General features: G+C 62.3%; 23 protein-coding genes. 18 read left to right on the plus strand and 5 right to left on the minus strand.

All coding sequences use genetic code 11. From position 1 onward, the window contains the following. The 14 genes from ACIPZ8_RS11370 to ACIPZ8_RS11435 all read left to right on the plus strand — a co-directional run bounded on the left by ACIPZ8_RS11370 (position 1) and on the right by ACIPZ8_RS11435 (position 13,643). Positions 1–207 (plus strand): CcoQ/FixQ family Cbb3-type cytochrome c oxidase assembly chaperone, encoded by a 207-nt coding sequence (locus ACIPZ8_RS11370; protein WP_054884102.1) that lies wholly within the window; start codon positions 1–3, stop codon positions 205–207. Then, a complete protein-coding gene (ccoP, locus tag ACIPZ8_RS11375; protein WP_400722767.1) occupies positions 204–1,145 on the plus strand; it encodes a cytochrome-c oxidase, cbb3-type subunit III in 942 nt (313 codons plus the stop codon). Before ACIPZ8_RS11370 ends, ccoP (ACIPZ8_RS11375) begins: the two co-directional genes overlap by 4 nt. Before the next feature lie 603 nt (positions 1,146–1,748). Continuing rightward, on the plus strand, positions 1,749–3,191 hold the full coding sequence (ccoN, locus tag ACIPZ8_RS11380) for a cytochrome-c oxidase, cbb3-type subunit I (RefSeq protein ID WP_085677877.1): 1,443 nt from the start codon (positions 1,749–1,751) through the stop codon (positions 3,189–3,191). Then, positions 3,191–3,799, plus strand: a complete 609-nt coding sequence (ccoO, locus tag ACIPZ8_RS11385) for a cytochrome-c oxidase, cbb3-type subunit II (RefSeq protein WP_054884105.1) — start codon at positions 3,191–3,193, stop codon at positions 3,797–3,799. Before ccoN ends, ccoO begins: the two co-directional genes overlap by 1 nt. Positions 3,800–3,804: 5 nt before the next feature. Further along, on the plus strand, positions 3,805–3,996 hold the full coding sequence (locus tag ACIPZ8_RS11390) for a CcoQ/FixQ family Cbb3-type cytochrome c oxidase assembly chaperone (RefSeq protein ID WP_051101055.1): 192 nt from the start codon (positions 3,805–3,807) through the stop codon (positions 3,994–3,996). Then, a complete protein-coding gene (gene ccoP / locus ACIPZ8_RS11395; RefSeq protein WP_400722772.1) occupies positions 3,993–4,973 on the plus strand; it encodes a cytochrome-c oxidase, cbb3-type subunit III in 981 nt (326 codons plus the stop codon). The genes ACIPZ8_RS11390 and ccoP (ACIPZ8_RS11395) overlap by 4 nt, the downstream gene beginning before the upstream one ends. 291 nt (positions 4,974–5,264) lie before the next feature. Beyond that, positions 5,265–6,680, plus strand: a complete 1,416-nt coding sequence (ccoG, locus tag ACIPZ8_RS11400; protein WP_110636747.1) for a cytochrome c oxidase accessory protein CcoG — start codon at positions 5,265–5,267, stop codon at positions 6,678–6,680. Between the two features lie 17 nt (positions 6,681–6,697). Then, positions 6,698–7,228, plus strand: a complete 531-nt coding sequence (locus ACIPZ8_RS11405) for a FixH family protein (RefSeq protein ID WP_400722775.1) — start codon at positions 6,698–6,700, stop codon at positions 7,226–7,228. Between the two features lie 67 nt (positions 7,229–7,295). Beyond that, positions 7,296–9,782 carry a heavy metal translocating P-type ATPase gene (locus ACIPZ8_RS11410; RefSeq protein ID WP_400722778.1) on the plus strand — a complete coding sequence of 829 codons (2,487 nt, stop codon included), beginning with the start codon at positions 7,296–7,298 and terminating at the stop codon, positions 9,780–9,782. Then, positions 9,764–9,979 carry a cbb3-type cytochrome oxidase assembly protein CcoS gene (gene ccoS / locus ACIPZ8_RS11415; RefSeq protein WP_400722781.1) on the plus strand — a complete coding sequence of 72 codons (216 nt, stop codon included), beginning with the start codon at positions 9,764–9,766 and terminating at the stop codon, positions 9,977–9,979. Before ACIPZ8_RS11410 ends, ccoS begins: the two co-directional genes overlap by 19 nt. Continuing rightward, a complete protein-coding gene (locus ACIPZ8_RS11420) occupies positions 9,972–10,655 on the plus strand; it encodes a sulfite exporter TauE/SafE family protein (protein ID WP_400722784.1) in 684 nt (227 codons plus the stop codon). The genes ccoS and ACIPZ8_RS11420 overlap by 8 nt, the downstream gene beginning before the upstream one ends. 83 nt (positions 10,656–10,738) lie before the next feature. Further along, positions 10,739–12,121: an oxygen-independent coproporphyrinogen III oxidase gene (hemN, locus tag ACIPZ8_RS11425; protein ID WP_400722787.1), complete on the plus strand. Its 1,383-nt coding sequence runs from the start codon at positions 10,739–10,741 to the stop codon at positions 12,119–12,121. 183 nt (positions 12,122–12,304) lie between these two features. Beyond that, positions 12,305–13,039 carry a Crp/Fnr family transcriptional regulator FnrA gene (gene fnrA, locus ACIPZ8_RS11430; RefSeq protein ID WP_060508220.1) on the plus strand — a complete coding sequence of 245 codons (735 nt, stop codon included), beginning with the start codon at positions 12,305–12,307 and terminating at the stop codon, positions 13,037–13,039. Positions 13,040–13,094: 55 nt separating this feature from the next. Continuing rightward, positions 13,095–13,643 carry an adenine phosphoribosyltransferase gene (locus ACIPZ8_RS11435; protein ID WP_009683910.1) on the plus strand — a complete coding sequence of 183 codons (549 nt, stop codon included), beginning with the start codon at positions 13,095–13,097 and terminating at the stop codon, positions 13,641–13,643. Positions 13,644–13,676: 33 nt separating this feature from the next. Here the strand turns inward: ACIPZ8_RS11435 and recR are convergent, their stop codons facing one another. From recR to dnaX, 3 genes are all read right to left on the minus strand, one after another. After that, a complete protein-coding gene (recR, locus tag ACIPZ8_RS11440; RefSeq protein ID WP_400722790.1) occupies positions 13,677–14,279 on the minus strand; it encodes a recombination mediator RecR in 603 nt (200 codons plus the stop codon). Positions 14,280–14,426: 147 nt separating this feature from the next. Next, complete coding sequence (locus ACIPZ8_RS11445) at positions 14,427–14,762, minus strand: YbaB/EbfC family nucleoid-associated protein (protein ID WP_027921266.1); 336 nt, start codon at positions 14,760–14,762, stop codon at positions 14,427–14,429. 64 nt (positions 14,763–14,826) lie between these two features. Next, on the minus strand, positions 14,827–16,863 hold the full coding sequence (gene dnaX / locus ACIPZ8_RS11450) for a DNA polymerase III subunit gamma/tau (RefSeq protein ID WP_400722793.1): 2,037 nt from the start codon (positions 16,861–16,863) through the stop codon (positions 14,827–14,829). Positions 16,864–16,986: 123 nt separating this feature from the next. On the opposite strand from dnaX, the gene ACIPZ8_RS11455 reads away from it, so the two are divergent. From ACIPZ8_RS11455 to ACIPZ8_RS11470, 4 genes are all read left to right on the plus strand, one after another. Further along, positions 16,987–17,754, plus strand: coding sequence for a substrate-binding periplasmic protein (locus ACIPZ8_RS11455; RefSeq protein WP_400722796.1), 768 nt, complete (start codon positions 16,987–16,989; stop codon positions 17,752–17,754). A gap of 144 nt (positions 17,755–17,898) precedes the next feature. Continuing rightward, positions 17,899–18,324, plus strand: a complete 426-nt coding sequence (locus tag ACIPZ8_RS11460) for a hypothetical protein (RefSeq protein WP_400722799.1) — start codon at positions 17,899–17,901, stop codon at positions 18,322–18,324. A gap of 375 nt (positions 18,325–18,699) precedes the next feature. Beyond that, entirely contained in the window at positions 18,700–19,992 is a 1,293-nt protein-coding gene (locus tag ACIPZ8_RS11465) for a site-specific integrase (protein WP_400722802.1), read from the plus strand. A 363-nt stretch (positions 19,993–20,355) separates the two neighbouring features. Then, entirely contained in the window at positions 20,356–21,207 is an 852-nt protein-coding gene (locus ACIPZ8_RS11470) for a hypothetical protein (protein ID WP_400722804.1), read from the plus strand. A 680-nt stretch (positions 21,208–21,887) separates the two neighbouring features. Here ACIPZ8_RS11470 and ACIPZ8_RS11475 read toward each other — a convergent pair. Together ACIPZ8_RS11475 and ACIPZ8_RS11480 are read right to left on the minus strand one after the other, a co-directional pair. Then, a complete protein-coding gene (locus ACIPZ8_RS11475; protein ID WP_400722807.1) occupies positions 21,888–22,190 on the minus strand; it encodes a hypothetical protein in 303 nt (100 codons plus the stop codon). A gap of 55 nt (positions 22,191–22,245) precedes the next feature. After that, a complete protein-coding gene (locus ACIPZ8_RS11480; RefSeq protein WP_400722810.1) occupies positions 22,246–22,539 on the minus strand; it encodes a hypothetical protein in 294 nt (97 codons plus the stop codon). Between the last annotated feature and the right edge of the window lie 73 nt (positions 22,540–22,612).

Here is a 22,612-nt window from a genome sequence, read left to right on the forward strand (position 1 = left end):
ATGGAAATGGACATCGGCATGATCCGTGGCCTGGGCACCCTGGTAGTGATGATCGCCTTCATCGGCCTCTCGCTGTGGGTGTTCAACCGTCGCCGCGACCATGATTTCGCCGAAGCGCGCCTGCTGCCCTTCGTCGACGACCGCCTGCCCCCCGCCGGGCAGGAACCTGCTGCCATGACTGCGGCTGTGAGGAGCAAAGCGCAATGACCACCTTCTGGAGTACCTACATCAGCGTACTGACCCTCGGCAGCCTGATCGGCCTGGCGTGGCTGTTGCTGTCGACCCGCAAGGGCCAGAGCAACAGCACCACCGACCAGACCATGGGGCACAGCTTCGATGGCATCGAGGAGTACGACAACCCGCTGCCCAAGTGGTGGTTCTGGCTGTTCGTCGGCACCTTGGTGTTCGGTGCCGGTTACCTGGTGCTGTACCCGGGCCTGGGCAACTGGAAAGGCATCCTGCCTGGCTACGAGAATGGCTGGACCGGCGCCAACGAGTGGCAGAAGGAGATGGAAAAGGCCGACGCCAAATTCGGCCCGATCTTCGCCAGGTACGCCGCCATGCCGGTCGAGGAAGTGGCCAAGGACCCACAGGCGCTGAAAATGGGCAGCCGCCTGTTCGCCTCCAACTGCTCGGTGTGCCACGGCTCGGATGCCAAGGGCGCCTACGGCTTCCCCAACCTGACCGACAAGGACTGGCGCTGGGGCGGCGAGCCGGAGACCATCAAGGCCTCCATCATGAATGGCCGCCACGGCGTGATGCCAGCGTGGGCCGAGGTGATCGGGGAACAGGGTGTGGCGGATGTCGCCGCCTTTGTGCTGACCAACCTTGATGGCCGCAGCCTGCCGCAAGGGGTCAAGGCCGACCCGGTCAAGGGCAAGGAGATCTTTGCGGCGAACTGCGTGGCCTGTCATGGGGTTGAAGGCCAAGGCACGCCGGCCATGGGCGCGCCGAACCTGAACCATCCGCAGGCGTTCATCTATGGGTCGAGCTTTGCCCAGTTGCAGCAGACCATTCGCTATGGTCGCCAGGGGCAGATGCCGGCCCAGGCGGACATCCAGGGCAATGACAAGGTGCACCTGCTGGCAGCCTATGTGTACAGCCTGTCGCAGGATGGCGCCGCTGAAGCGGTGACGGCCAAGTGAGTTCGCCGAGAGAGAATCGGCGCCTGTGAGATCGAGCGCCGCCCGCGCGGCGCATCGCGGATAAATCCGCTCCTACATTTGTTGCAACGTGGCCATGCCTGTGAGGCCATGGTTGTCAGCCGGTTTGCACGGCTCAAGTCATGCGCCAGGGCTGGCAACCATGGCGTAACAGGTTCGGCACGTTGTAACAAATGTAGGAGCGGATTTATCCGCGATGCGCCGCGCGGGCGGCGCTCGATCTCCGCCCCACCACAACACTCCAGCCTTACCCCCGCCACACCCCCTCCCTTGCACCCCCTCCGAACAGAACTAAGCTTGTTCCCTCAGTGGGCTTCGCTGCGCAAGGAGCGAAGCAGACGCGGCGCATAGCCTGATGCCGCCCCAAAAAAGCCTGACCGATCGATCAGAAAAAGATGAAAAACGGTACACATTACAAATATTTATTTGTGTACAATCGCCCCGACCCTATCGCCGCGGGACACCGGCGAAAGGGCCCGGACACGGGTCGGCGCAAGCATCCTTGCGTTGCCAAAACCCAAGTGGTTATCGATACTGGCGCCGATTTTTCGACCAACAAGAACACCAAAACCGTGGAACCTTAGAATGAGCACAGCAATCAGTCCGACTGCTTATAACTATAAGGTCGTCCGCCAGTTCGCCATCATGACGGTGGTCTGGGGGATCCTTGGCATGGGCCTGGGCGTCTTCATCGCCTCGCAGCTGGTGTGGCCGCAACTGAACCTGGACCTGCCCTGGACCAGCTTCGGCCGCCTGCGCCCGCTGCACACCAACCTGGTCATCTTCGCCTTCGGTGGCTGTGCGCTGTTCGGCACCAGCTACTACGTGGTGCAGCGGACCTGCCAGACCCGGCTGATCTCCGATAGCATGGCCGCCTTCACCTTCTGGGGTTGGCAGGCGGTGATCGTCGGCGCGCTGATCACCCTGCCGATGGGCTTCACCACCACCAAGGAATACGCCGAGCTCGAGTGGCCGCTGGCGATCCTCCTGGCCATCGTCTGGGTGACCTACGGGTTGGTGTTCTTCGGCACCATCGTCAAGCGCAAGACCAAGCACATCTATGTCGGCAACTGGTTCTACGGCGCCTTCATCGTGGTCACCGCGATGCTGCACATCGTCAACCACATCTCGCTGCCGGTGAGCCTGTTCAAGTCGTACTCGGCCTACGCCGGCGCCACCGACGCGATGATACAGTGGTGGTACGGCCACAACGCGGTTGGCTTCTTCCTCACCACCGGCTTCCTGGGGATGATGTACTACTTCGTGCCCAAGCAGGCCGAGCGGCCGATCTACTCCTATCGCCTGTCGATCGTGCACTTCTGGGCGCTGATCACCCTGTACATCTGGGCCGGCCCGCACCACCTGCACTACACCGCCCTGCCGGACTGGGCGCAGTCGCTGGGCATGGTGATGTCGATCATCCTCCTGGCACCGAGCTGGGGCGGCATGATCAACGGCATGATGACCCTGTCGGGCGCCTGGCACAAACTGCGCACCGACCCGATCCTGCGCTTCCTGGTGGTGTCGCTGGCGTTCTACGGCATGTCCACCTTCGAAGGCCCGATGATGGCCATCAAGACCGTGAACTCGCTGTCGCACTACACCGACTGGACCATCGGCCACGTTCACGCCGGCGCCCTTGGCTGGGTGGCGATGATCTCGATCGGTGCGGTGTACCACATGATCCCGAAACTCTACGGCCGCGAGCAGATGCACAGCGTCGGCCTGATCAACGCGCACTTCTGGCTGGCGACCATCGGTACCGTGCTGTACATCGCCTCGATGTGGGTCAACGGCATCACCCAGGGCCTGATGTGGCGCGCCATCAACGATGACGGCACGCTCACCTACTCCTTCGTCGAAGCCCTGCAGGCCAGCCACCCTGGCTATATCGTCCGCGCCCTGGGCGGTGCGTTCTTCGCCACCGGCATGCTGCTGATGGCCTACAACGTGTTCCGTACCGTACGTGCCGCCAACCCGGCACAGGCCGAGGAAGCCGCCAAGATCGTCGTCGTGGGAGCGCACTGATGAAGCATGAAGCCGTCGAGAAGAACATAGGCCTGCTGGCCTTCTTCATGGTCATCGCCGTGAGCGTCGGTGGCCTGACCCAGATCGTCCCGCTGTTTTTCCAGGACGTCACCAACAAGCCGGTCGAAGGCATGAAGCCGCGCACCGCGCTGGAAGTCGAAGGCCGCGACATCTACATCCGCGAAGGCTGCGTCGGCTGCCACTCGCAGATGATCCGCCCGTTCCGCGCCGAAACCGAACGCTACGGCCACTATTCGGTCGCTGGCGAAAGCGTCTGGGATCACCCGTTCCTGTGGGGCTCCAAGCGCACCGGCCCGGACCTGGCCCGCGTCGGTGGCCGCTACTCCGATGACTGGCACCGCGCGCACCTGTACAACCCGCGCAACGTGGTACCGGAGTCGAAGATGCCGGCCTACCCGTGGCTGGTCGAGAACAAGCTCGACGGCAAGGACACCGCGAAGAAGCTGGAAGTGCTGCGCACCCTCGGCACGCCGTACAGCGACGCCGACATCGCCGGTGCCCGCGACGCGGTCAAGGGCAAGACCGAAATGGACGCACTGGTCGCGTACCTGCAGGGTCTTGGCACCATCATCAAAAGCAAACGGTGACGCTGATGGATATCGGGATGATTCGCGGCCTGGGCACCGTCGTGGTGATGGTGGCCTTCGTGGGCCTGGCGCTGTGGGTGTTCAACCCACGGCGCAAGAAGGACTTCGACGAAGCAACCCAGCTGCCCTTCGCGGATGATCCCGAGGCCAGCAAGCACGTCGAGCAAGCAAAAGCTTCTGGGAGCAAACAACAATGACAACCTTCTGGAGTCTGTACGTTACCGTCCTGACCCTGGGCACCATCTTCTCGCTGACCTGGCTGCTGCTGTCGACCCGCAAGGGCCAGCGCGAAGAGGTCACCGACGAAACCGTCGGGCATGCCTTCGATGGCATCGAGGAATACGACAACCCACTGCCGAAATGGTGGTTCTGGCTGTTCGTCGGCACCATCATCTTTGCCCTCGGCTACCTGGTGCTGTACCCGGGCCTGGGCAACTGGAAGGGCATCCTGCCGGGCTACTCGTACCTGGATAACGACAAGCAGACCGAGTTCTCCAACGGCCAGCCGGGCTGGACCGGCGTGCACGAGTGGGAAAAGGAAATGGCCAAGGCCGACGCCCGTTTCGGGCCGATCTTCGCCAAGTTCGCGGCGATGCCGATCGTCGAGGTGGCCAAGGACCCGCAAGCGCTGAAGATGGGCGCACGCCTGTTCGCTTCGAACTGCTCGGTGTGCCATGGTTCCGACGCCAAGGGCGCCTACGGTTTCCCCAACCTGACCGACCAGGACTGGCGTTGGGGCGGCGAGCCGGACACCATCAAGACCACCATCATGGGCGGCCGCCACGGCGTGATGCCGGCCTGGGGTGAAGTGCTGGGCGAACAGGGCGTGGCCGATGTCGCCGCGTTCGTCACCAGCAAGCTCGATGGCCGCAGCCTGCCGGAAGGCGCCAAGGCCGACGCCGAGAACGGCCAGAAGCTGTTCGCCGCCAACTGCGTGGCCTGCCACGGGCCTGAGGGCAAAGGCACCCCGGCCATGGGGGCGCCGAACCTGACCCACCCGCAGGCGTTCATCTACGGCTCGAGCTTTGCCCAGTTGCAGCAGACCATTCGCTATGGTCGCCAGGGCCAGATGCCGGCGCAGGAACAGCTGCAGGGTAATGACAAGGTGCACTTGCTGGCGGCTTATGTGTACAGCCTGTCGCACCAGCCGGAGGCGGCCCAACAGGCCGAGTAAGGCAGGCCTGGCCTCATCGCGGATAAATCCGCTCCTACACAAGGGTAGCGCGGTCCCTGTAGGAGCGGATTAATCCGCGAAGAGGCCGGCAAATGCAGCACAAGATGACCTGAATCAATTGACACTCGCCATAACACGATTCACACCACGAACCCAACGCGACTAAAGGTCGCAGCGCGATCCCATATCGTCACCAGCGGCGTATCATTGATCGCAGCGCTAGCAGAATGCGCAAGACCACGGCCGGCACGCACTGGCCGCGGCGTTTCTCCACTGCCGTGGGACTTGATGATGAGCAAGCAAATTCCGGTACATGACGTCACCCCGCCTGCCAACAAAGGGAAGGATTCCGTCGACCTCTACGCCTCTCGCGAGAAAATCTACACCCGCGCCTTCACCGGCATCTTCCGCAGGCTGCGGATGGTCGGCGGGGCCGTGCTGTTCCTGCTCTACTTCGGCACCGTGTGGCTGAACTGGGGCGGCCACCAGGCCGTGTGGTGGAACCTGCCGGAGCGCAAGTTCTACATCTTCGGCGCCACCATCTGGCCCCAGGACTTCATCCTGCTTTCGGGCATTCTCATCGTCGCCGCCTTCGGCCTGTTCTTCATCACCGTGTTCGCCGGCCGCGTATGGTGCGGCTATACCTGCCCGCAAAGCGTGTGGACGTGGATCTTCATGTGGTGCGAAAAAGTCACCGAGGGTGATCGCAACCAGCGCATGAAGCTGGACCGCTCGCCCATGAGCGGCAACAAGTTCCTGCGCAAGTTCGCCAAGCACAGCCTGTGGCTGCTGATCGGCTTCGTCACCGGCATGACCTTCGTCGGCTACTTCTCGCCGATCCGCGAACTGCTCACTGAATTCTTTACAGGCCAAGCCGATGGCTGGGCCTACTTCTGGGTCGGCTTCTTCACCCTGGCCACCTACGGCAACGCCGGCTGGCTGCGCGAGCAGGTGTGCGTGTACATGTGCCCCTACGCGCGCTTCCAGAGCGTGATGTTCGACAAGGACACCCTGATCGTCTCCTACGACCCGCGCCGTGGCGAAACCCGCGGCCCGCGCAAGAAGGACATCGACTACAAGGCCAAGGGCCTGGGCGACTGCATCGACTGCACCATGTGCGTGCAGGTCTGCCCCACCGGCATCGACATCCGCGACGGCCTGCAGATCGAATGCATCGGCTGCGCGGCGTGCATCGACGCCTGCGACAGCATCATGGACAAGATGAACTACCCCAAGGGGCTGATCAGCTACACCACCGAGCACAACCTCTCGGGGCAGAAGACCCACATGCTGCGCCCGCGCCTGATCGGCTATGCCGTGGTGCTGCTGGTGATGATCATCGCCCTGGGCACCGCCTTCGCCACCCGCTCGCTGGTGGGCTTCGACGTCAGCAAGGACCGCGTGCTGTACCGCGAGAACGCCCAGGGCCGGATCGAGAACGTGTACAGCCTCAAGGTCATGAACAAGGACCAGCGCGACCACGTCTACGTGCTCGACGCTGCCGGCCTGCCCGACCTGCGCCTGGAAGGCCAGCGCGAAATCCGCGTGGCCGCCGGCGATATCGTCAGCCTGCCGGTACAACTGTCGATCGCGCCCGAGAAGCTGCCCTCGACCACCAACGAAATCACCTTCATCCTCAAGAGCGCCGACGACAGCGCTGCCAAGGTTGAAGCCAAGAGCCGCTTCATCGGCCCACAGATCCGCTGACAGAGAGAACATCGACAATGCCTGCCGCCACTGCCGCCAGCCCCTGGTACAAGCACCTCTGGCCCTGGATCATCATCGGCATCCTGACCACCTCGGTGTGCCTGAGCCTGACCATGGTCAGCATTGCCGTGCACAACCCGGACAACCTGGTCAACGACAACTACTACGAGGCCGGCAAAGGCATCAACCGCTCACTGGACCGTGAACTGCTGGCCCAGACCCTCAACCTCAAGGCCAGCGTGCACCTGGATGAGCTGACCGGCGAGGTGGATGTGCGCCTGAATGGCAACAGCGACCCGCAGAACCTGGAACTGAACCTGATCTCGCCGACCCAGCCGGACAAAGACCGCAAGGTATTGCTCAGCCGGGTCGAGACCGGGCGCTATGTCGGCCAGCTGGACGACAAGGTCGAAGGGCGGCGGTTCGTCGAATTGCTGGGCAACCAGGATGAGCATGTGTGGCGGTTGTTCGAGGAAGAGAAGGTCGAGCATGGGGTCACTTTGCAACTGGGTGACGAAGCCATCCAGGGCGCCGAGCACCTGCAATGAATGGGGGCGCGTTGCGAAAGGGCTGCAAAGCAGCCCCGGCAATCTCAAGACATAAGACCGTTCGAAAATGACCCAACCCACCCCCTGCTACCACTGCGCCCTGCCCGTCCCCGCCGGCAGCCGCTTCACCGCCGTGGTCCTCGGCGAGCCCCGGCAGTTCTGCTGCCCCGGCTGCCAGGCGGTGGCCGAGTCCATTGTCGCCGGCGGCCTGGAGCACTACTACCAGCACCGCAGCGACAGCAGCGCCAACCCCGAGGCACTGCCGAAACAACTGCAAGACGAACTGGCCCTTTACGACCGTAGCGACGTGCAGCAGCGCTTCGTCCGCCATACCGGCGAGCTGGCCGAAACCACCCTGCTGGTCGAGGGCATCAGTTGCGCCGCCTGCGGCTGGCTCATCGAAAAGCACCTGCGCAACCTGCCCGGCGTCGCCGAAGCCCGCCTGAATCTGTCCAACCACCGCCTGCTGCTCAACTGGGATGACCAGCAGCTACCGTTGTCCCGACTGCTCGCCGAACTGCGCCAGATCGGCTACGCCGCCCACCCGTACCAGCCCGACCAGGCCGCCGAGCAGCTCGCCAGGGAGAACCGCAGCGCCCTGCGCCGCCTGGGCGTGGCCGGGCTGCTGTGGTTCCAGGCGATGATGGCGACCATGGCCACCTGGCCGGAATTCAACATCGACCTGTCGCCGGAGATGCACACCATCCTGCGCTGGGTCGCGCTGTTCCTGACCATTCCCATCGTGTTCTACAGCTGCGCGCCGTTCTTCAAGGGCGCCGCACGCGACCTGCGCACCCGCCACCTGACCATGGATGTGTCGGTGTCGCTGGCCATTGGCCTGGCCTTCGGCGCCGGCATCTGGACGGCGGTAACCGGCAGCGGCGAGCTGTACTTCGATACCGTCGGCATGTTTGCCTTGTTCCTGCTCACTGGCCGCTACCTCGAGCGCCGCGCCCGCGAACGCACGGCGGCTGCCACCGCGCAGTTGGTCAACCTGCTACCGGCCTCGTGCCTGCGCCTGGACGGCTATGGACGGGCCGAACGCATCCTGCTCGGCGAACTGCAGCGGGGCGACACCGTGCAGGTGCTGCCTGGCGCGGTGATTCCGGCCGACGGGCGCATCGTCGAAGGGCGCTCCAGCGTCGACGAGTCGCTGCTGACGGGCGAGTACCTGCCGCAACCACGGCGGGCCGGCGAGCGCGTCACCGGCGGCACGCTGAACGTCGAGAGCACACTCAACGTGGAAGTCGAAGCCCTCGGCCATGACTCGCGCCTGTCGGCCATTGTCCGCCTGCTGGAGCGCGCGCAAACAGAGAAACCCCGGCTGGCGGAAATCGCCGACCGCGCCTCGCAGTTTTTCCTGCTGTTCTCGCTGCTGGCCGCCGTGGCCATCGGCGTGTGGTGGTGGTACCTGGACCCGGCGCGAGCATTCTGGATCGTCCTCGCCATGCTGGTGGCGACCTGCCCGTGCGCCCTGTCCCTGGCCACCCCGACCGCGCTCACGGCCGCCACCGGCACCCTGCACAAGCTCGGCCTGCTGGTGACCCGAGGCCATGTCCTTGAAGGCCTGAACCAGATCGACACGGTGATTTTCGACAAGACCGGCACCCTCACCGAAGGCCGCCTGACCTTGCGCAGCATCCGCCCACTGACGGCGCTGCCAGCCGACCGCTGCCTGGCCCTCGCCGCCGCCCTCGAGAACCGCTCCGAGCACCCGATTGCACGCGCCTTTGGCCGCACCGCAACCCCCGCCGACGAGGTGCAGACAGTCCCGGGGCTCGGCCTTGAAGGCAGGGTCGACGGCCAGCCGCTGCGCATCGGCCAGGCCACGTTCGTCTGCGCGCTGAGTGGCGCCGAAATCCCCACCGTGCCGGAACCTCGCGGCCAGTGGCTGCTGCTGGGCGACCGCCAGGGCCCGCTGGCCTGGTTCGGCCTGGATGATCGCTTGCGCGAGGATGCCCCGGCGCTGCTCGCGGCCTGCCAGGCGCGCGGCTGGCGCACCTTGTTGCTGTCCGGCGACAGTTCGCCGATGGTCGCCGAGGTGGCCGCGCAACTGGGCATCGATCAGGCCATCGGTGGCCTGCGCCCGGACGACAAGCTGGACCGGCTCAAGGCACTGCAGGCGTCCGGCCGCAAGGTGCTGATGCTCGGCGACGGGGTCAATGACGTGCCCGTGCTGGCCGCCGCCGACATCAGCATCGCCATGGGCAGCGCCACCGACCTGGCCAAGACCAGCGCCGATGCGGTGCTGCTGTCCAACCGCCTGCAGGCCCTGGTACAGGCCTTCGACCTGGCCCGCCGCACCCGCCGCAACATCCTCGAGAACCTGCTCTGGGCGACCCTGTATAATGGCCTCATGTTGCCGTTCGCCGCGCTTGGCTGGATCACCCCGGTATGGGCGGCCATCGGCATGTCGGTCAGCTCGCTGATCGTGGTGCTCAATGCCCTTCGCCTGACCCGCCTGCCGGCAGGATCGGCGGTGCGGCGATGCGACTTGCCCGCGATGGACGCAGCGCAACACCCAAGGAGAACGCCATGCCCGCCCTCTATGTGATGATCCCTGCCGCCCTGCTGCTGGTTGGCGTGGCCGTCTATATCTTCTTCTGGGCAGTGGACAGCGGCCAGTACGACGACCTCGAAAGCCCGGCCCACAGCATCCTGTTCGATGATCAGGACCCGCGTCACCAGGCGGCCGTCAAACCCGAAGAAAGCACAGCGCCAGACGACAAGGAAACACCACCCCGTGCCTGACCTGTTTCCCCTGCTCGGCTCGGCACTGGTCCTCGGCCTGCTCGGCGGCGGGCACTGCCTGGGCATGTGCGGCGGCCTGATGGGCGCGCTGACCCTGGCCATCCCCCCCGAGCAACGCGGCCGGCGCCTGCGCCTGCTGATGGCCTACAACCTGGGACGCATCCTCAGCTATGCCTGCGCCGGCCTGCTGCTGGGCCTGGCGGGCTGGGCGCTGGCCAGCAGCCCGGCGGCCATGGCCTTGCGCGTGGTGGCCGCGTTACTGCTGATCGCCATGGGCCTGTACCTGGCCGGCTGGTGGGGCGGGCTGACCCGCATCGAAGCACTGGGCCGAGGGCTGTGGCGGCATATCCAGCCGGTGGCATCGCGCCTGATGCCGGTATCCAGCGTGCCCCGTGCCCTGCTGCTGGGGGCGCTGTGGGGCTGGCTGCCATGTGGCCTGGTGTACAGCACCTTGCTATGGGCGGCCAGCCAGGGCAACGCCGGCTACAGCGCGGCGTTGATGCTGGCATTCGGGCTGGGCACCTGGCCGATCCTGTTGGCCACCGGCCTGGCGGCGGAGCGGGTAAACGCCGTGTTGAGGCGGCGCAGCGTGCGCATGGCGGGCGGGGTGCTGGTGATCCTGTTTGGTATCTGGACCCTGCCCGGCCCGCACCAGCACTGGCTCATGGGCCACTGACGGGCGCTTGATACAAATCAACACAGTTTCCTACAGACGGCCATAGACTCCGGACACTGCTGCATCATCCGGGGACCGCCCACATGCTCGCCGACCTACGTTGGGATGCCGACCTGATCCGCCGCTACGATCTCGCCGGCCCACGCTACACCTCCTACCCGACCGCGGTGCAACTGCACAGCGAGGTAGGCTCGTTCGACCTGCTCCACGCCCTGCGCGAGAGCCGCCGGGCCGTGCGCCCGCTGTCGCTGTACGTGCACGTGCCGTTCTGCGCCAACATCTGCTACTACTGCGCCTGCAACAAGGTCATCACCAAGGACCGCGGCCGCGCCGCACCGTACCTGCAGCGCCTGGAGCAGGAGATCCAGCTGATCGCCTGCCACCTGGACCCTAAACAACGTGTTGAACAGCTGCATTTTGGCGGCGGCACGCCGACCTTCCTCAGCCACGTGGAACTGCGTCAGCTGATGGCCACCCTGCGCCAGCACTTCAACCTGCTGGATGACGACTCCGGCGACTACGGCATCGAGATCGACCCGCGCGAAGCCGACTGGTCGACCATGGGCCTGCTCCGCGAACTGGGCTTCAACCGTGTCAGCCTCGGCGTGCAGGACCTGGACCCGGCCGTGCAGCGCGCGGTCAACCGCCTGCAGAGCCTGGAGCAGACCCGCACCCTGATCGAGGCAGCCCGCACCCTGCAGTTCCGCTCGATCAACCTCGACCTGATCTACGGTTTGCCCAAACAGACCGTGGAAGGCTTCGCCCGCACCGTCGACGAAGTGATCCGCCTGCAACCCGACCGCCTCTCGGTGTTCAACTACGCCCACCTGCCCGAGCGCTTCATGCCGCAGCGGCGTATCGACAGCAACGACCTGCCGGCCCCGGCAGAGAAGCTCGAGATGCTGCACAACACCATCGAACAGCTGACCGCCGCCGGCTACCGCTACATCGGCATGGACCACTTCGCCCTGCCCGACGACGAACTGGCGATCGCCCAGGAGGAAGGCACCCTGCAGCGCAACTTCCAGGGCTACACCACCCACGGCCATTGCGACCTGATCGGCCTGGGGGTCTCGGCGATCAGCCAGATCGGCGACCTCTACTGCCAGAACAGCAGCGACCTCAACACCTATCAGGACACCTTGTCCAACGCCCAGCTGGCAACCCAGCGCGGGCTGGTCTGCAACCATGACGACCGCCTGCGGCGGGCCGTGATCCAGCAACTGATCTGCCATTTCGAGCTGGACTTCGAGCCGATCGAGGAGGCCTTCACCATCGATTTTCGTGGGTATTTCAACGACCTCTGGCCAGAACTGCAGAGCATGCAGCGCGACGGCCTGATCAGCCTCGACGCCAAGGGCATCCGTATCCTGCCGGCCGGGCGACTGCTGGCGCGCTCGGTGTGCATGGTGTTCGACGCCTACCTGGCGATGCACAACCGTCAGCGCTTTTCCAGGGTGATCTGATACGCGAGTCGATCAACCGCATGGACAACCCTGCCTGCCAGGCACACTATGGGCGCACAAGGACTCCCGGCACCGACCTGCCGGGGTTTCGCCGGTCCGCACTACCCCAGCGGACTGGCCTACACCCTATGCCGTAGGTTACCCTTACGTCTTATGTGTGATTTCCCACAAGGATCGATTCAAATGTCCGAGCCAGTCAAACTGCGCGCACACAACCAGGCCCATTGCAAGGATTGCAGCCTGGCCCCTCTGTGCCTGCCTCTTTCGCTCAACCTGGAAGACATGGATGCACTGGATGAAATCGTCAAACGCGGACGCCCGCTGAAGAAAGGCGAATTCCTGTTCCGCCAGGGTGACAATTTCGGCTCGGTTTACGCCGTACGTTCCGGCGCCCTCAAGACGTTCAGCCTGAGCGACAGCGGCGAAGAACAGATCACCGGCTTCCACCTTCCCAGCGAACTGGTCGGCCTGTCCGGCATGGACACCGAGGCCTACCCGGTGTCGGCCCAGGCCCAGGAAACCACCTCGGTCTGTGAAATCCCCTTCGAGCGCCTCGATGAGCTCTCCGTGCAACTGCCACAGCTGCGTCGCCAGCTGATGCGGGTGATGAGCCGCGAAATCCGCGACGACCAGCAGATGATGCTGCTGCTGTCGAAAAAAACCGCCGACGAACGCATCGCCACCTTCCTGGTCAACCTGTCCGCCCGCTTCCGCGCCCGCGGCTACTCGGCCAACCAGTTCCGCCTGAGCATGTCGCGCAACGAGATCGGCAACTACCTGGGCCTGGCGGTGGAAACCGTGTCGCGGGTGTTCACCCGCTTCCAGCAGAACGGCCTGATCCGCGCCGAAGGCAAGGAAGTGCACATCCTCGACCCGATCCAGCTGTGCGCGCTGGCCGGTGGTGCAATCGAGGCCTGAGGCCGGCGTTTAGCGGGTATACTTGGGCATTCGTTTTCCCAGGATACCCGCAACAATGCACAGCGACGCCTTCGACCTCAAAGCCCTGATCCGCCCGGTAGTGGACTTCCCCAAGCCCGGCGTGATCTTCCGCGACATCACCCCGCTGTTCCAGTCGCCGCGCGGGCTGCGCTACGTGGCCGACCAGTTCATCGAGCGTTACGTCGAGGCTGAGTTCAGCCACATCGGCGCCATGGATGCGCGTGGCTTCCTGATCGGCTCGATCATCGCCCACCAGCTGAACAAGCCGCTGATCCTGTTCCGCAAGCAGGGCAAGCTGCCGGCTGACGTCCTGAGCGAGGGCTACCAGACCGAATACGGCGAAGCCTTCCTGGAAGTGCATGCCGACAGCCTGTGCGAAGGCGATTCGGTGCTGATTTTCGATGACCTGATTGCCACCGGTGGCACCCTGCTGGCTGCCGCCAACCTGGTGCGTCGCACCGGGGCACAGGTATTTGAAGCGGCGGCGATCATCGACCTGCCAGAGCTGGATGGTTCGCGCCGGCTGCAGGCGGCCGGGGTACCGACCTTCTGCCTGACCGAGTTTTCCCTGAGCGAGTACTGATTGCAGCTGGGGGCTGCTTTGCAGCCCCAGTATTCAGAGAGAGATCGGCTTGCGCCCGGCAAAGGCATGGGCCAGGGTGCCGCCATCAACCAGCTCCAACTCCCCGCCCAGCGGCACACCATGGGCGATCCGCGACGCCACCAACCCTTTCTCGTTCAGCAACTGGGCGATGTAGTGCGCCGTCGCCTCACCTTCCACGGTCGGGTTGGTCGCCAGAATCACCTCGGTGAAGGTGCCCTGCTCCGCGATCCGCGCCATCAGCTGCGGCACACCAATCGCCTCAGGCCCCAGACCATCGAGCGGCGACAAATGCCCCTTGAGCACAAAGTAACGCCCGCGATAGCCGGTCTGCTCCACCGCATACACATCCATCGGCCCTTCCACCACGCACAGCTGCGTGTCGTCACGGCGCGGGTCGCTGCACTGCGGGCACAGCTCCTGCTCGGTCAGGGTCCGGCACTGGCGGCAATGCCCGACCCCTTCCATGGCCTGGCTCAACGCCTGGGCCAGGCGCAGGCCGCCGCTGCGGTCACGCTCAAGCAGCTGCAGGGCCATGCGCTGGGCGGTTTTCTGGCCGACGCCCGGGAGGGTGCGCAGGGCGTCGATCAGTTGGCGGATCAGGGGGCTGAAGCTCATGGGAAATGCCTGATAAATCAATGAGAGGCGGTTTATACCCAGCGCAGGCATGGGCGTCAAATCAGTAGACCCCGTGAGCGGGCCATTTGCACAGGCAAAAAAAAACCGCCACTGTTAGCCAGCGGCGGCTCTGTGCAACGCAATGCCTCAGAACGGCATCTTGAAGCCCGGCGGCAATTGCATGCCAGCGGTCATGTTGCCCATCTTGTCCTGGCTGTTCTGCTCGATCTTGCGCACGGCGTCGTTCAGCGCAGCGGCGATCAGGTCTTCCAGCACTTCCTTGTCGTCTTCATCGGTCGACATCAGGCTCTGGTCGATGCTGACACGCTTGACGTCGTGACGACCGGTCATCACCACGCTTACCAGGCCGCCACCGGACTGGCCGGTGACTTCGGCGTTGGCCAGCTCTTCCTGCATCTTCTGCATCTTTTCCTGCATCTGCTGGGCCTGCTTCATCAGGCCGGCCATGCCACCTTTCATCATGGGGGTATACCTCGATTGGGTCATGTGATGCGGCCCGGCGAGGGGCCGGCCGCATGGTTATCGATTACTGGCCCTGGCTGACCAGGGCTTCTACAGGCTCAATAGTATCCTGTCGCACCGTGGCACCGAACTGCTTGATCATCTGCTGGATCAACGGATCCTGCTCGATCGACAGCACAGCGTCCTGCTGGCGCTCGGCACGCTTGCGCGACGCTGCCTGGGCCGGGGTTTCCTGCTCGGGGCGAATCAGCTCGATCCGCAGGTTCAAGGTGCGCCCCAGGTGCTGGTTGAGCGCCTCGTTCAGCCGGCGTTGCTGGGTGGTGTTGAACAGCGCACCCTGGCCTGGGTCCAGGTGCAACAGCCAGTCGTCACCGTCGGCGGCCATCAGCGTACAGTTTGCAGCGATGTTGCCTGTCATGCCGGACACAGGCAACTGTGGGAATAATTCCAGCCATTGCAGGGCCAGGCCGGTCGCTGGCTGAGCGGCCGGCAGAGGCTCGGCGGCGGCGGCAGGTGCTTCCTCCTGAACGTGTTCGGCCAGTTCGTCGAGGTAGCTGAAGCCTACCGGGTCGCTTTCGCCACCGTAGTAGTCCTCATCCATGGGCGGCTCGTCGTCGCGATCCATGCCAGCCGAAGCGTAGGCGGACGGGTCGAAGGGGGGCTCGTCGTAGACGGGCTGGGCGTTCTGCGAGGCAGCAACCGGAGCCGGGGCCGGAGCGGGTACGGGCTCGGGCGCAGGCGCCGCGGCAGGCTCCTCCCAGGGCAGGTCGATGACCTCCTCCACCACCGACTCAGGCGCGGCTACTTCGGGCTCTGGCTCAGGTTCTGGCTGAGGAGCCGGCGCCTCAACCGGTGCGGCCTCGGCCTGCGGGGCCGGCGCCACTGGCGCAGGCTGAGGCGGCTCAACGGCAGGCGCCGCGACAGCCACGGCTGGCGCTGCCACCGGGGTTGCCGGATCAGCTGTGGCCTGGCTGATCCCCACTGGCTTTAGCACCGGTTTCGGCGCATCGTCGGTATCTGCCGGGCGGAACGCCAGCATGCGCAGCAGGACCATTTCAAAACCGCCCCGCGGGTCCGGCGCCAACGGCAGGTCGCGACGCCCGATCAGGCCCATCTGGTAATAGAACTGCACATCTTCGGCCGGCAACGCCGAAGCCAGCGCCAGCACCCGCTCGCGATCACCCTGGCCGTTGTCCACCGCCTCGGGCAGCGCCTGGGCAATGGCCACGCGGTGCAGCACATTGAGCATTTCGGCCAGCACGCCGCTCCAGTCCGGCCCCTGCTCGGCCAGGTTGCGCACGGCTTCGAGCAGCGCCCGCGCATCACCTTCGAGCAGCGCCTGCAACACGCCATAGACCTGGCCGTGATCGAGGCTGCCGAGCATGGCGCGCACATCAGCGGCCAGCACCTTGCCCTCGCCGAAGGCGATGGCCTGGTCGGTCAGGCTCATGGCGTCCCGCATCGAACCGTCGGCAGCACGGCCGAGCAGCCACAGGGCATCCGGCTCGAACGGCACGTTCTCGGCCTGCAGCACGTGGCTCAGGTGCTCGACCACCCGCTCCGGGCTCATGTTCTTCAGCGAGAACTGCAGGCAGCGCGACAGGATGGTGGCCGGCAGCTTCTGCGGGTCGGTGGTGGCAAGGATGAACTTGACGTAGGGCGGCGGCTCTTCCAGCGTCTTGAGCAAGGCGTTGAACGAGTGGGTGGAGAGCATGTGCACTTCGTCGATCAGGTAGACCTTGAAGCGCCCACGGCTGGGCGCGTACTGCACGTTTTCGAGCAGTTCGCGGGTGTCTTCGACCTTGGTGCGGCTGGCGGCGTCGATCTCGATCAGGTCGACGAAGCGGCCTTCGTCGATCTCCCGGCACACCGAGCAGGTGCCACAGGGCGTGGAGGTAATGCCGGTCTCGCAGTTGAGGCATTTGGCGATGATGCGCGCAATGGTAGTCTTGCCCACACCCCGGGTACCTGTGAACAGGTAGGCATGGTGCAGGCGCTGGTTGTCCAAGGCATTGATCAAGGCCTTGAGCACATGGGTCTGGCCGACCATTTCGCGGAACGAGCGCGGACGCCATTTACGTGCAAGAACCTGATAACTCATCGAAAAACCATCGCAGCCTGATCGAGCGGAAGATCGCTAATGCTAGCGGAGCGGGGGCAAAATTGCACCCTGCGCGGCTCGTCTAAGCTAAGCAACTGGCGCGCTGTTCAAGGAGGATGTGCATTGCGACGTTTGCTGGCCCTGCTATTGCTCTGGACCACCCACAGCCTGGCGGACCTGCCGGTGCTGCGCTTTTCCGTGGCCGAGAGCTGGAGCATGCCGCTGGTGCGGGTGGAAGACGGCCAGCCGGTGGAGGGCCTGCTGTTCGATCTTATCCAGGCACTGGCCCGGGAGGCCGGCGTACGGCCGGAGTACCATGTGATGGCCCGCCTGCGCCTGCAACAGGCGATGGATGCGGGCGATATCGATGTGCGCTGCTATGTGAGCAGCCAGTGGTTCAATGATCGGCCGGGGAATTTCGTCTGGAGCATTCCGTTGATCCAGCAGCGCGACGTGCTGGTCGGGCGACCGGGCGACGCCACCCCTGCCCGCCCCGAACAACTGCCACCCCAGGCGATCGGCACGGTGCTGGGGTATGCCTACGGCACGCTGGAGCCGCTGTTTGCCCAGGGGCGCCTGCTGCGGGAGGACAGCCGCAGCCAGCAACTGGCGCTGCAGAAGTTGCAGATCGGGCGGTTTCAGCATGCGGTGAGCAATGAGCTGTCACTGCAGTGGTTCAACCAAGGGTTGCCAGCCGAACAGCGGCTGCCGATACAGGCCGTGCTGGAGAAACAGGCGTTGGGGTGCATGGTGAGAAATGACCCGGCGATACCGACCCAGGGGATTTTGCGCGCTCTGGTGCGGATGAGGCAGTCGGGGGAGATCGAACGGATAGTGCGGCGGTATGGGGCGACGGGGTATTCGGAGGAAATTTCGGTCAGCCAGCCTTGAGCCGGAATGGAAAACAACCCGCTGATAGCCGCTCCCGCAAGTGCCAGCAACGAGTTGATATCAATGAGCCATTACTCAGTGTAGAGTTACGCGCCCCGACGCCCACCGTCGGGCAAGCACCGTACACACACTAAGGAAAGTTGCATGTCCACCGTTCGAAATCTGACCGCTGCCGCATTGATAGCGCTGACCACTGGCTGTGCCACCGGCCTCAATTCGGTCCAAGAGTCGGAACTCGCTGGCTACCGCGCCAGAAACCTCTCGGTAGAAGAGAAAAAGCCCGGGCTTGCCGCTGGCCTCGGCCTGCTTCCAGGTGGCGGATCGTTCTACGGTCGCGCTTACGGCTTTGGCGTGGTGAACCTGCTGTGCTGGCCCCTCTCCATCCTCTGGGACCCGGTGAGCGGGCATGACGCTGCAGAGATGATCAACTACCAAGCCACCAAAGCTCATGTCGCAACGCTGAAAAAGCGCGAGATGGACGAACTGGATGCCCAGCTGGAAACTGAAGCCATCGACATCAAGCGCTACGCGCTCGACAAACGCAGGATCGATGAGAAATACAGCCTTTGAAGGCATCAGCCAGACAGCGCCGTACAGGCGGCGCTTGATCTCACTACGCAAAGGATCATGCGACAGCTGTAATCAGTGATCAAAAGGTGGAAGAGGAGATGCGCAGGGCCGAATGCGACTTTCCGACCCCGGAAATGGAGGCGGCCCCACCAGCCACACCCCGGCACTCGATGTTCCCGCTATGGCTGCTCCCTTCCGGGCCTGACCAGATCGCATGCAAGCATGCTTGGGAATCAATGCGGGCCTTATGGGGCAAGGGTATCAGGCTGATGAGGTAGCTAGCCATCTACCCGTGCAGACACTCAGCACGGTCGCTCAAAACTTGGGTGTAGCCAGCACTGTCACACTTTGCTGTAACACTTTGGTGTCACACCCATGGCCTATCTGATCCGACGCAAAGCCGTCTACTACCTGAATCTCAAGCTGCCCAAGCACCTCTTTCCGAAGTGTCACACTTTGCGTTTGAGCCTGAACATCAGGCACCGGCAGAGCGCCTTGTTCGTTGCCACATCTCTGGTTCAGCGGCTGCATTCTCACCTCAGCGAGCACCCTCTAGCAGACCTACAGGCGCTTCGAGCGTTGTGTTCACAGTGGCGGGATTCAACACCTACACCCGCTTTCCAAACCGCTCCAAAGACTGCTACGGCGATTACAGCGAAACGAAATTGCGACAGCCTTACCCTCGCTGCACTCTCGAAGCGGTACATCGAAGAAGGGAAACGCGGTGGCACATGGCGACAAGTCAGTACCGAGGAAGTCGAGCGAGCTTTATCCGACATGTTCGAGCTGATGGGTGACATGCCCGCCAAAGCCTTCGATGCGCACCAAGCACGCCTGCTTAAGGACCGGCTCAGCCTATGCCCGCAGTACTTCGGTTTACGCCCCGAATTCAAGGGCAAGACGTTGAGGCAAGTGGTAGAGTCAGGCAGTACATACAAGACCATCACTGCCGTGACGGTGAACAATCGCCTACGCAAGCTCACAGCCTTCATGAATTGGTGCAAGGCGAATGGGTACGTAACTGACAACCCACTAGCGGGCATGAAAGTCATGACAGGATCAGCGAAGGACGCTCGACTGTCCTTTGAACGACATGACCTAGCTGCTCTGTTGAATCATGAGGGACTGCGAAAGGAGGCCCGCAAGCATCCGTGGCGCTATTGGTTGCCGCTCCTTGGGCGAGCCACTGGAGCACGATTGGAAGAGCTGTGCCAACTGCGTCTTGATGACTTCATTGAGCAACAGGGTATCCCATGCATTCGCATTGACGACAGCCGTGAAGGTCAGAACCTGAAGAACGCCAGCAGCCGTCGTGTTCTTCCGCTGCATCCTTCCCTGATCGAACAGGGATTGTTGCAACACGCTGAGTCAATCAGGGTTAATGGGGCTGATCGACTGTTCCCCGAGCTGGAGGCCGTGCGAGGAAAGCTGGGCCACGCACCATCCAAATGGTTTGGACGCTACAAGGCGAAACTGGGTATCACCGATCCACGCAAAACTTTCCACAGTTTCCGACATACCTTCATTGATGATCTGCGGGATGCAGGAGTGCAAGACTCACTGATCAAGCGGATGGTGGGACATGAAGACAGCTCCATCACCTTTGGCATCTACGGCAGCAGGACCCCAATCAAGGCGATGACTGAGGCATTGATGCATATCGAATAACCTCGAATAACCCACCACAATGCCCGGAAAACGTTGCTTGGAATCGGCTATATCCAAGCTGCTCTGCCAGTCCGTCCCAGTGTTTTCGGGGGTTTGAGGACCTTAATGCTAAGCAAAACGCCTTCCCCGCCATGAAAACCAGTTTCTGAAGAAATCAGCCACGTCAACTACCAACTTGACCGATCGTCGAAATTGTGTATAATCGGCGGCCTACCTAGTAGGTAGACATACAGTTTAGAAGCCTCCACCGCGACCACCGAAATGGTGCCTTGCAAGGGGGCTTTTTAACGCCTGCGTTTTACCAAACCAACCGGCACAACCCGAGAGGAATGCCTATCGAAAATGAACTAGAGGAGATCACGAATGCAGCATCCATCCGTTTTGAATTTGCCTACCTGCTCGGCCAATGACGAGCACGCTCAAGCGCCAGCCCCCATCAGACAAGCACCCACCTTGGCCACCCCCACACCAGAAGAGTTGGCGGTACAGCTGCGTCGCGAGGGAAAGTCTTACGCTGCAATCATGGCAGCCACTGGGCTTCCTGAGCGTAAGGTAAAACTGCTTGTGAAAGATGTACCGAAGGAAATCTCCACCCCGTTTAGCAAGTCGGTGAATCGTGTATACGAACTCGCGATTCGTGCACAAGGAGTCAAAGACTATGAGCTCCGGGGTATTCTGCACGAAGAATACGGCTGTGATTGGAACGCTTTGGAAGGGCGCTATGAGAGCTCTTTCGACTCCAGCGTAATCAAGCGCGTCAAGGGGAAGGTACGTGAGCGCTCGGACTCAGACGGCACCCAGCCTGTATTCGTTATGGATTGGGTCGATGACCAAGCACCTACTGCAAGTCGCTTGCTCCTTGAACAGTCTGCATTGAGCCTGATGGCTCGCGTGGAAGACGCAGTCAACGAGTTCATGGAGCTCCACGCCATTGGCGCTACAGAAGACAGTGAAATTGCTGACTTGGCACAACGCAAGCAAGCGTACGCTGCTCGGCAGCACCTCTTGAAGCTCGTCAGCGGTCTCGGTACAGAACCAACGGCAAAGCTCCTTGAACGCACGACCAGGGTAACCAACATCCTTCAAGGCACTCCAGACGCTGAAGCACCATCGGTTCTGGGCACGGAGGAGAAGCGCGTAATCCCAAAGCCCAGTGGCACTGATCATTTCCTCGATTTCGTCGAGTCTCAGGGATGGCTGGCAGCACCCAACTAGCTCTTGCCACATGCGTGTCCGACCCGCGCCCACCATAAGTATAGGGCCGGACATCGGACGGCACGCACTGCGACCGTGAGGTCAGTGGTTCACACCTCCAAGTGATAGGAGGGGATACGTATTGATGATAATCAATCCCCTCCAAATGAAATGGATCACATTGTGCCAGCATGACACGGTGCTATCCCTTCAACTCCGTTGATCATCTGCACGGTACAGACAAGAGCGATAAGCTCATGTGGTTGGGTTTCTATTGTTTGTTGTTGATCTGGGTATCCACCTGTACTGCCGTACAGCATGCATCACTAACACACGTCACTTTGATCTTGATGTGCAAACTATGCGTAGCATGACGAGTTTCCGAGTAAGCGGTGCTTACAGGGTGCCTCAACCAGAAAGGAAGGGGATGAATGATATACGATATCATCCCCGAAGGCTGAAGGCTGACCGCCTTGGTGTGCAACCAGCCAAGCGACGCTTGCACGAAATACCATTGCTAGCTGACGCTAACCCTCGTGCACCAATAACCAAGATCAAAAGCAAGAGCTTGGTTTGTGATGATTTGTTATTGGGACGCAATCGACCGTCAGGTCAGTGGAGATCAGTCAGTACGGTGCGATCTACTGAAAGCTTGCCGCTTTCGGTGCGAATGCTCCTGCCTGACCGGATCAGAAGACGACTCAGGGCTTGCCACCTGAAATTACATCCAACCAGCCCGGAGTCTTTTCCTCAGGTGTAGGGTTTGGTGCTTTTTGTACAGAAGAATCATGACCACTGGCTGCATCTGCAATGATCGTGAGCTTATCGTGCATAGACACCAACAGGAACCAAATGCCCGAACCAAAGCAGCCAACCAGAAACCCCAGTATTGCACCAACAACTCCGTGGCCTGCTTCAGAACCGATGATGGCCCCGCCAATGACACTGAAGACAATTCCAACCCATGCGAAAAAGCTCACAACCTTGATGACAAGATGCTTCATTCTAACCCCCTTGCCTACCGACGATTCAATATCAGACTGCCGCATGATAACCCAGTCACTTACTCAGGCTTTCGTGAGCAACCCATACGGTGAGCCCATTGTCGATCACCTTCACCTTGGTAGCACTGAACAGGTTTAGATCCAAGATGATCACTTTGTAGTCCTTGTTGGTTGCTCCACAGCCATCAACAAACTCTTGGACATCATTAGCGAGATACTTCATCTGCTCGTCGAATGCCTCTTCCGACGCACAGAACAGTGAACCACCTTCAAGAATCTTGGGGGCAGCCTGAGCACTGGTAGCAACGAGAAACCCCAAACCTACTGCAATAACAGCTTTCTTGATCATCATAGTCCTTGATGCGTTGTTGATGGCTTAAGGCCACCATTTTACCACACAGTCCAATGCCGTAAAGATAAGC

It is taken from the genome of Pseudomonas sp. NPDC089422 (assembly GCF_044749405.1).
Lineage (GTDB): Bacteria > Pseudomonadota > Gammaproteobacteria > Pseudomonadales > Pseudomonadaceae > Aquipseudomonas.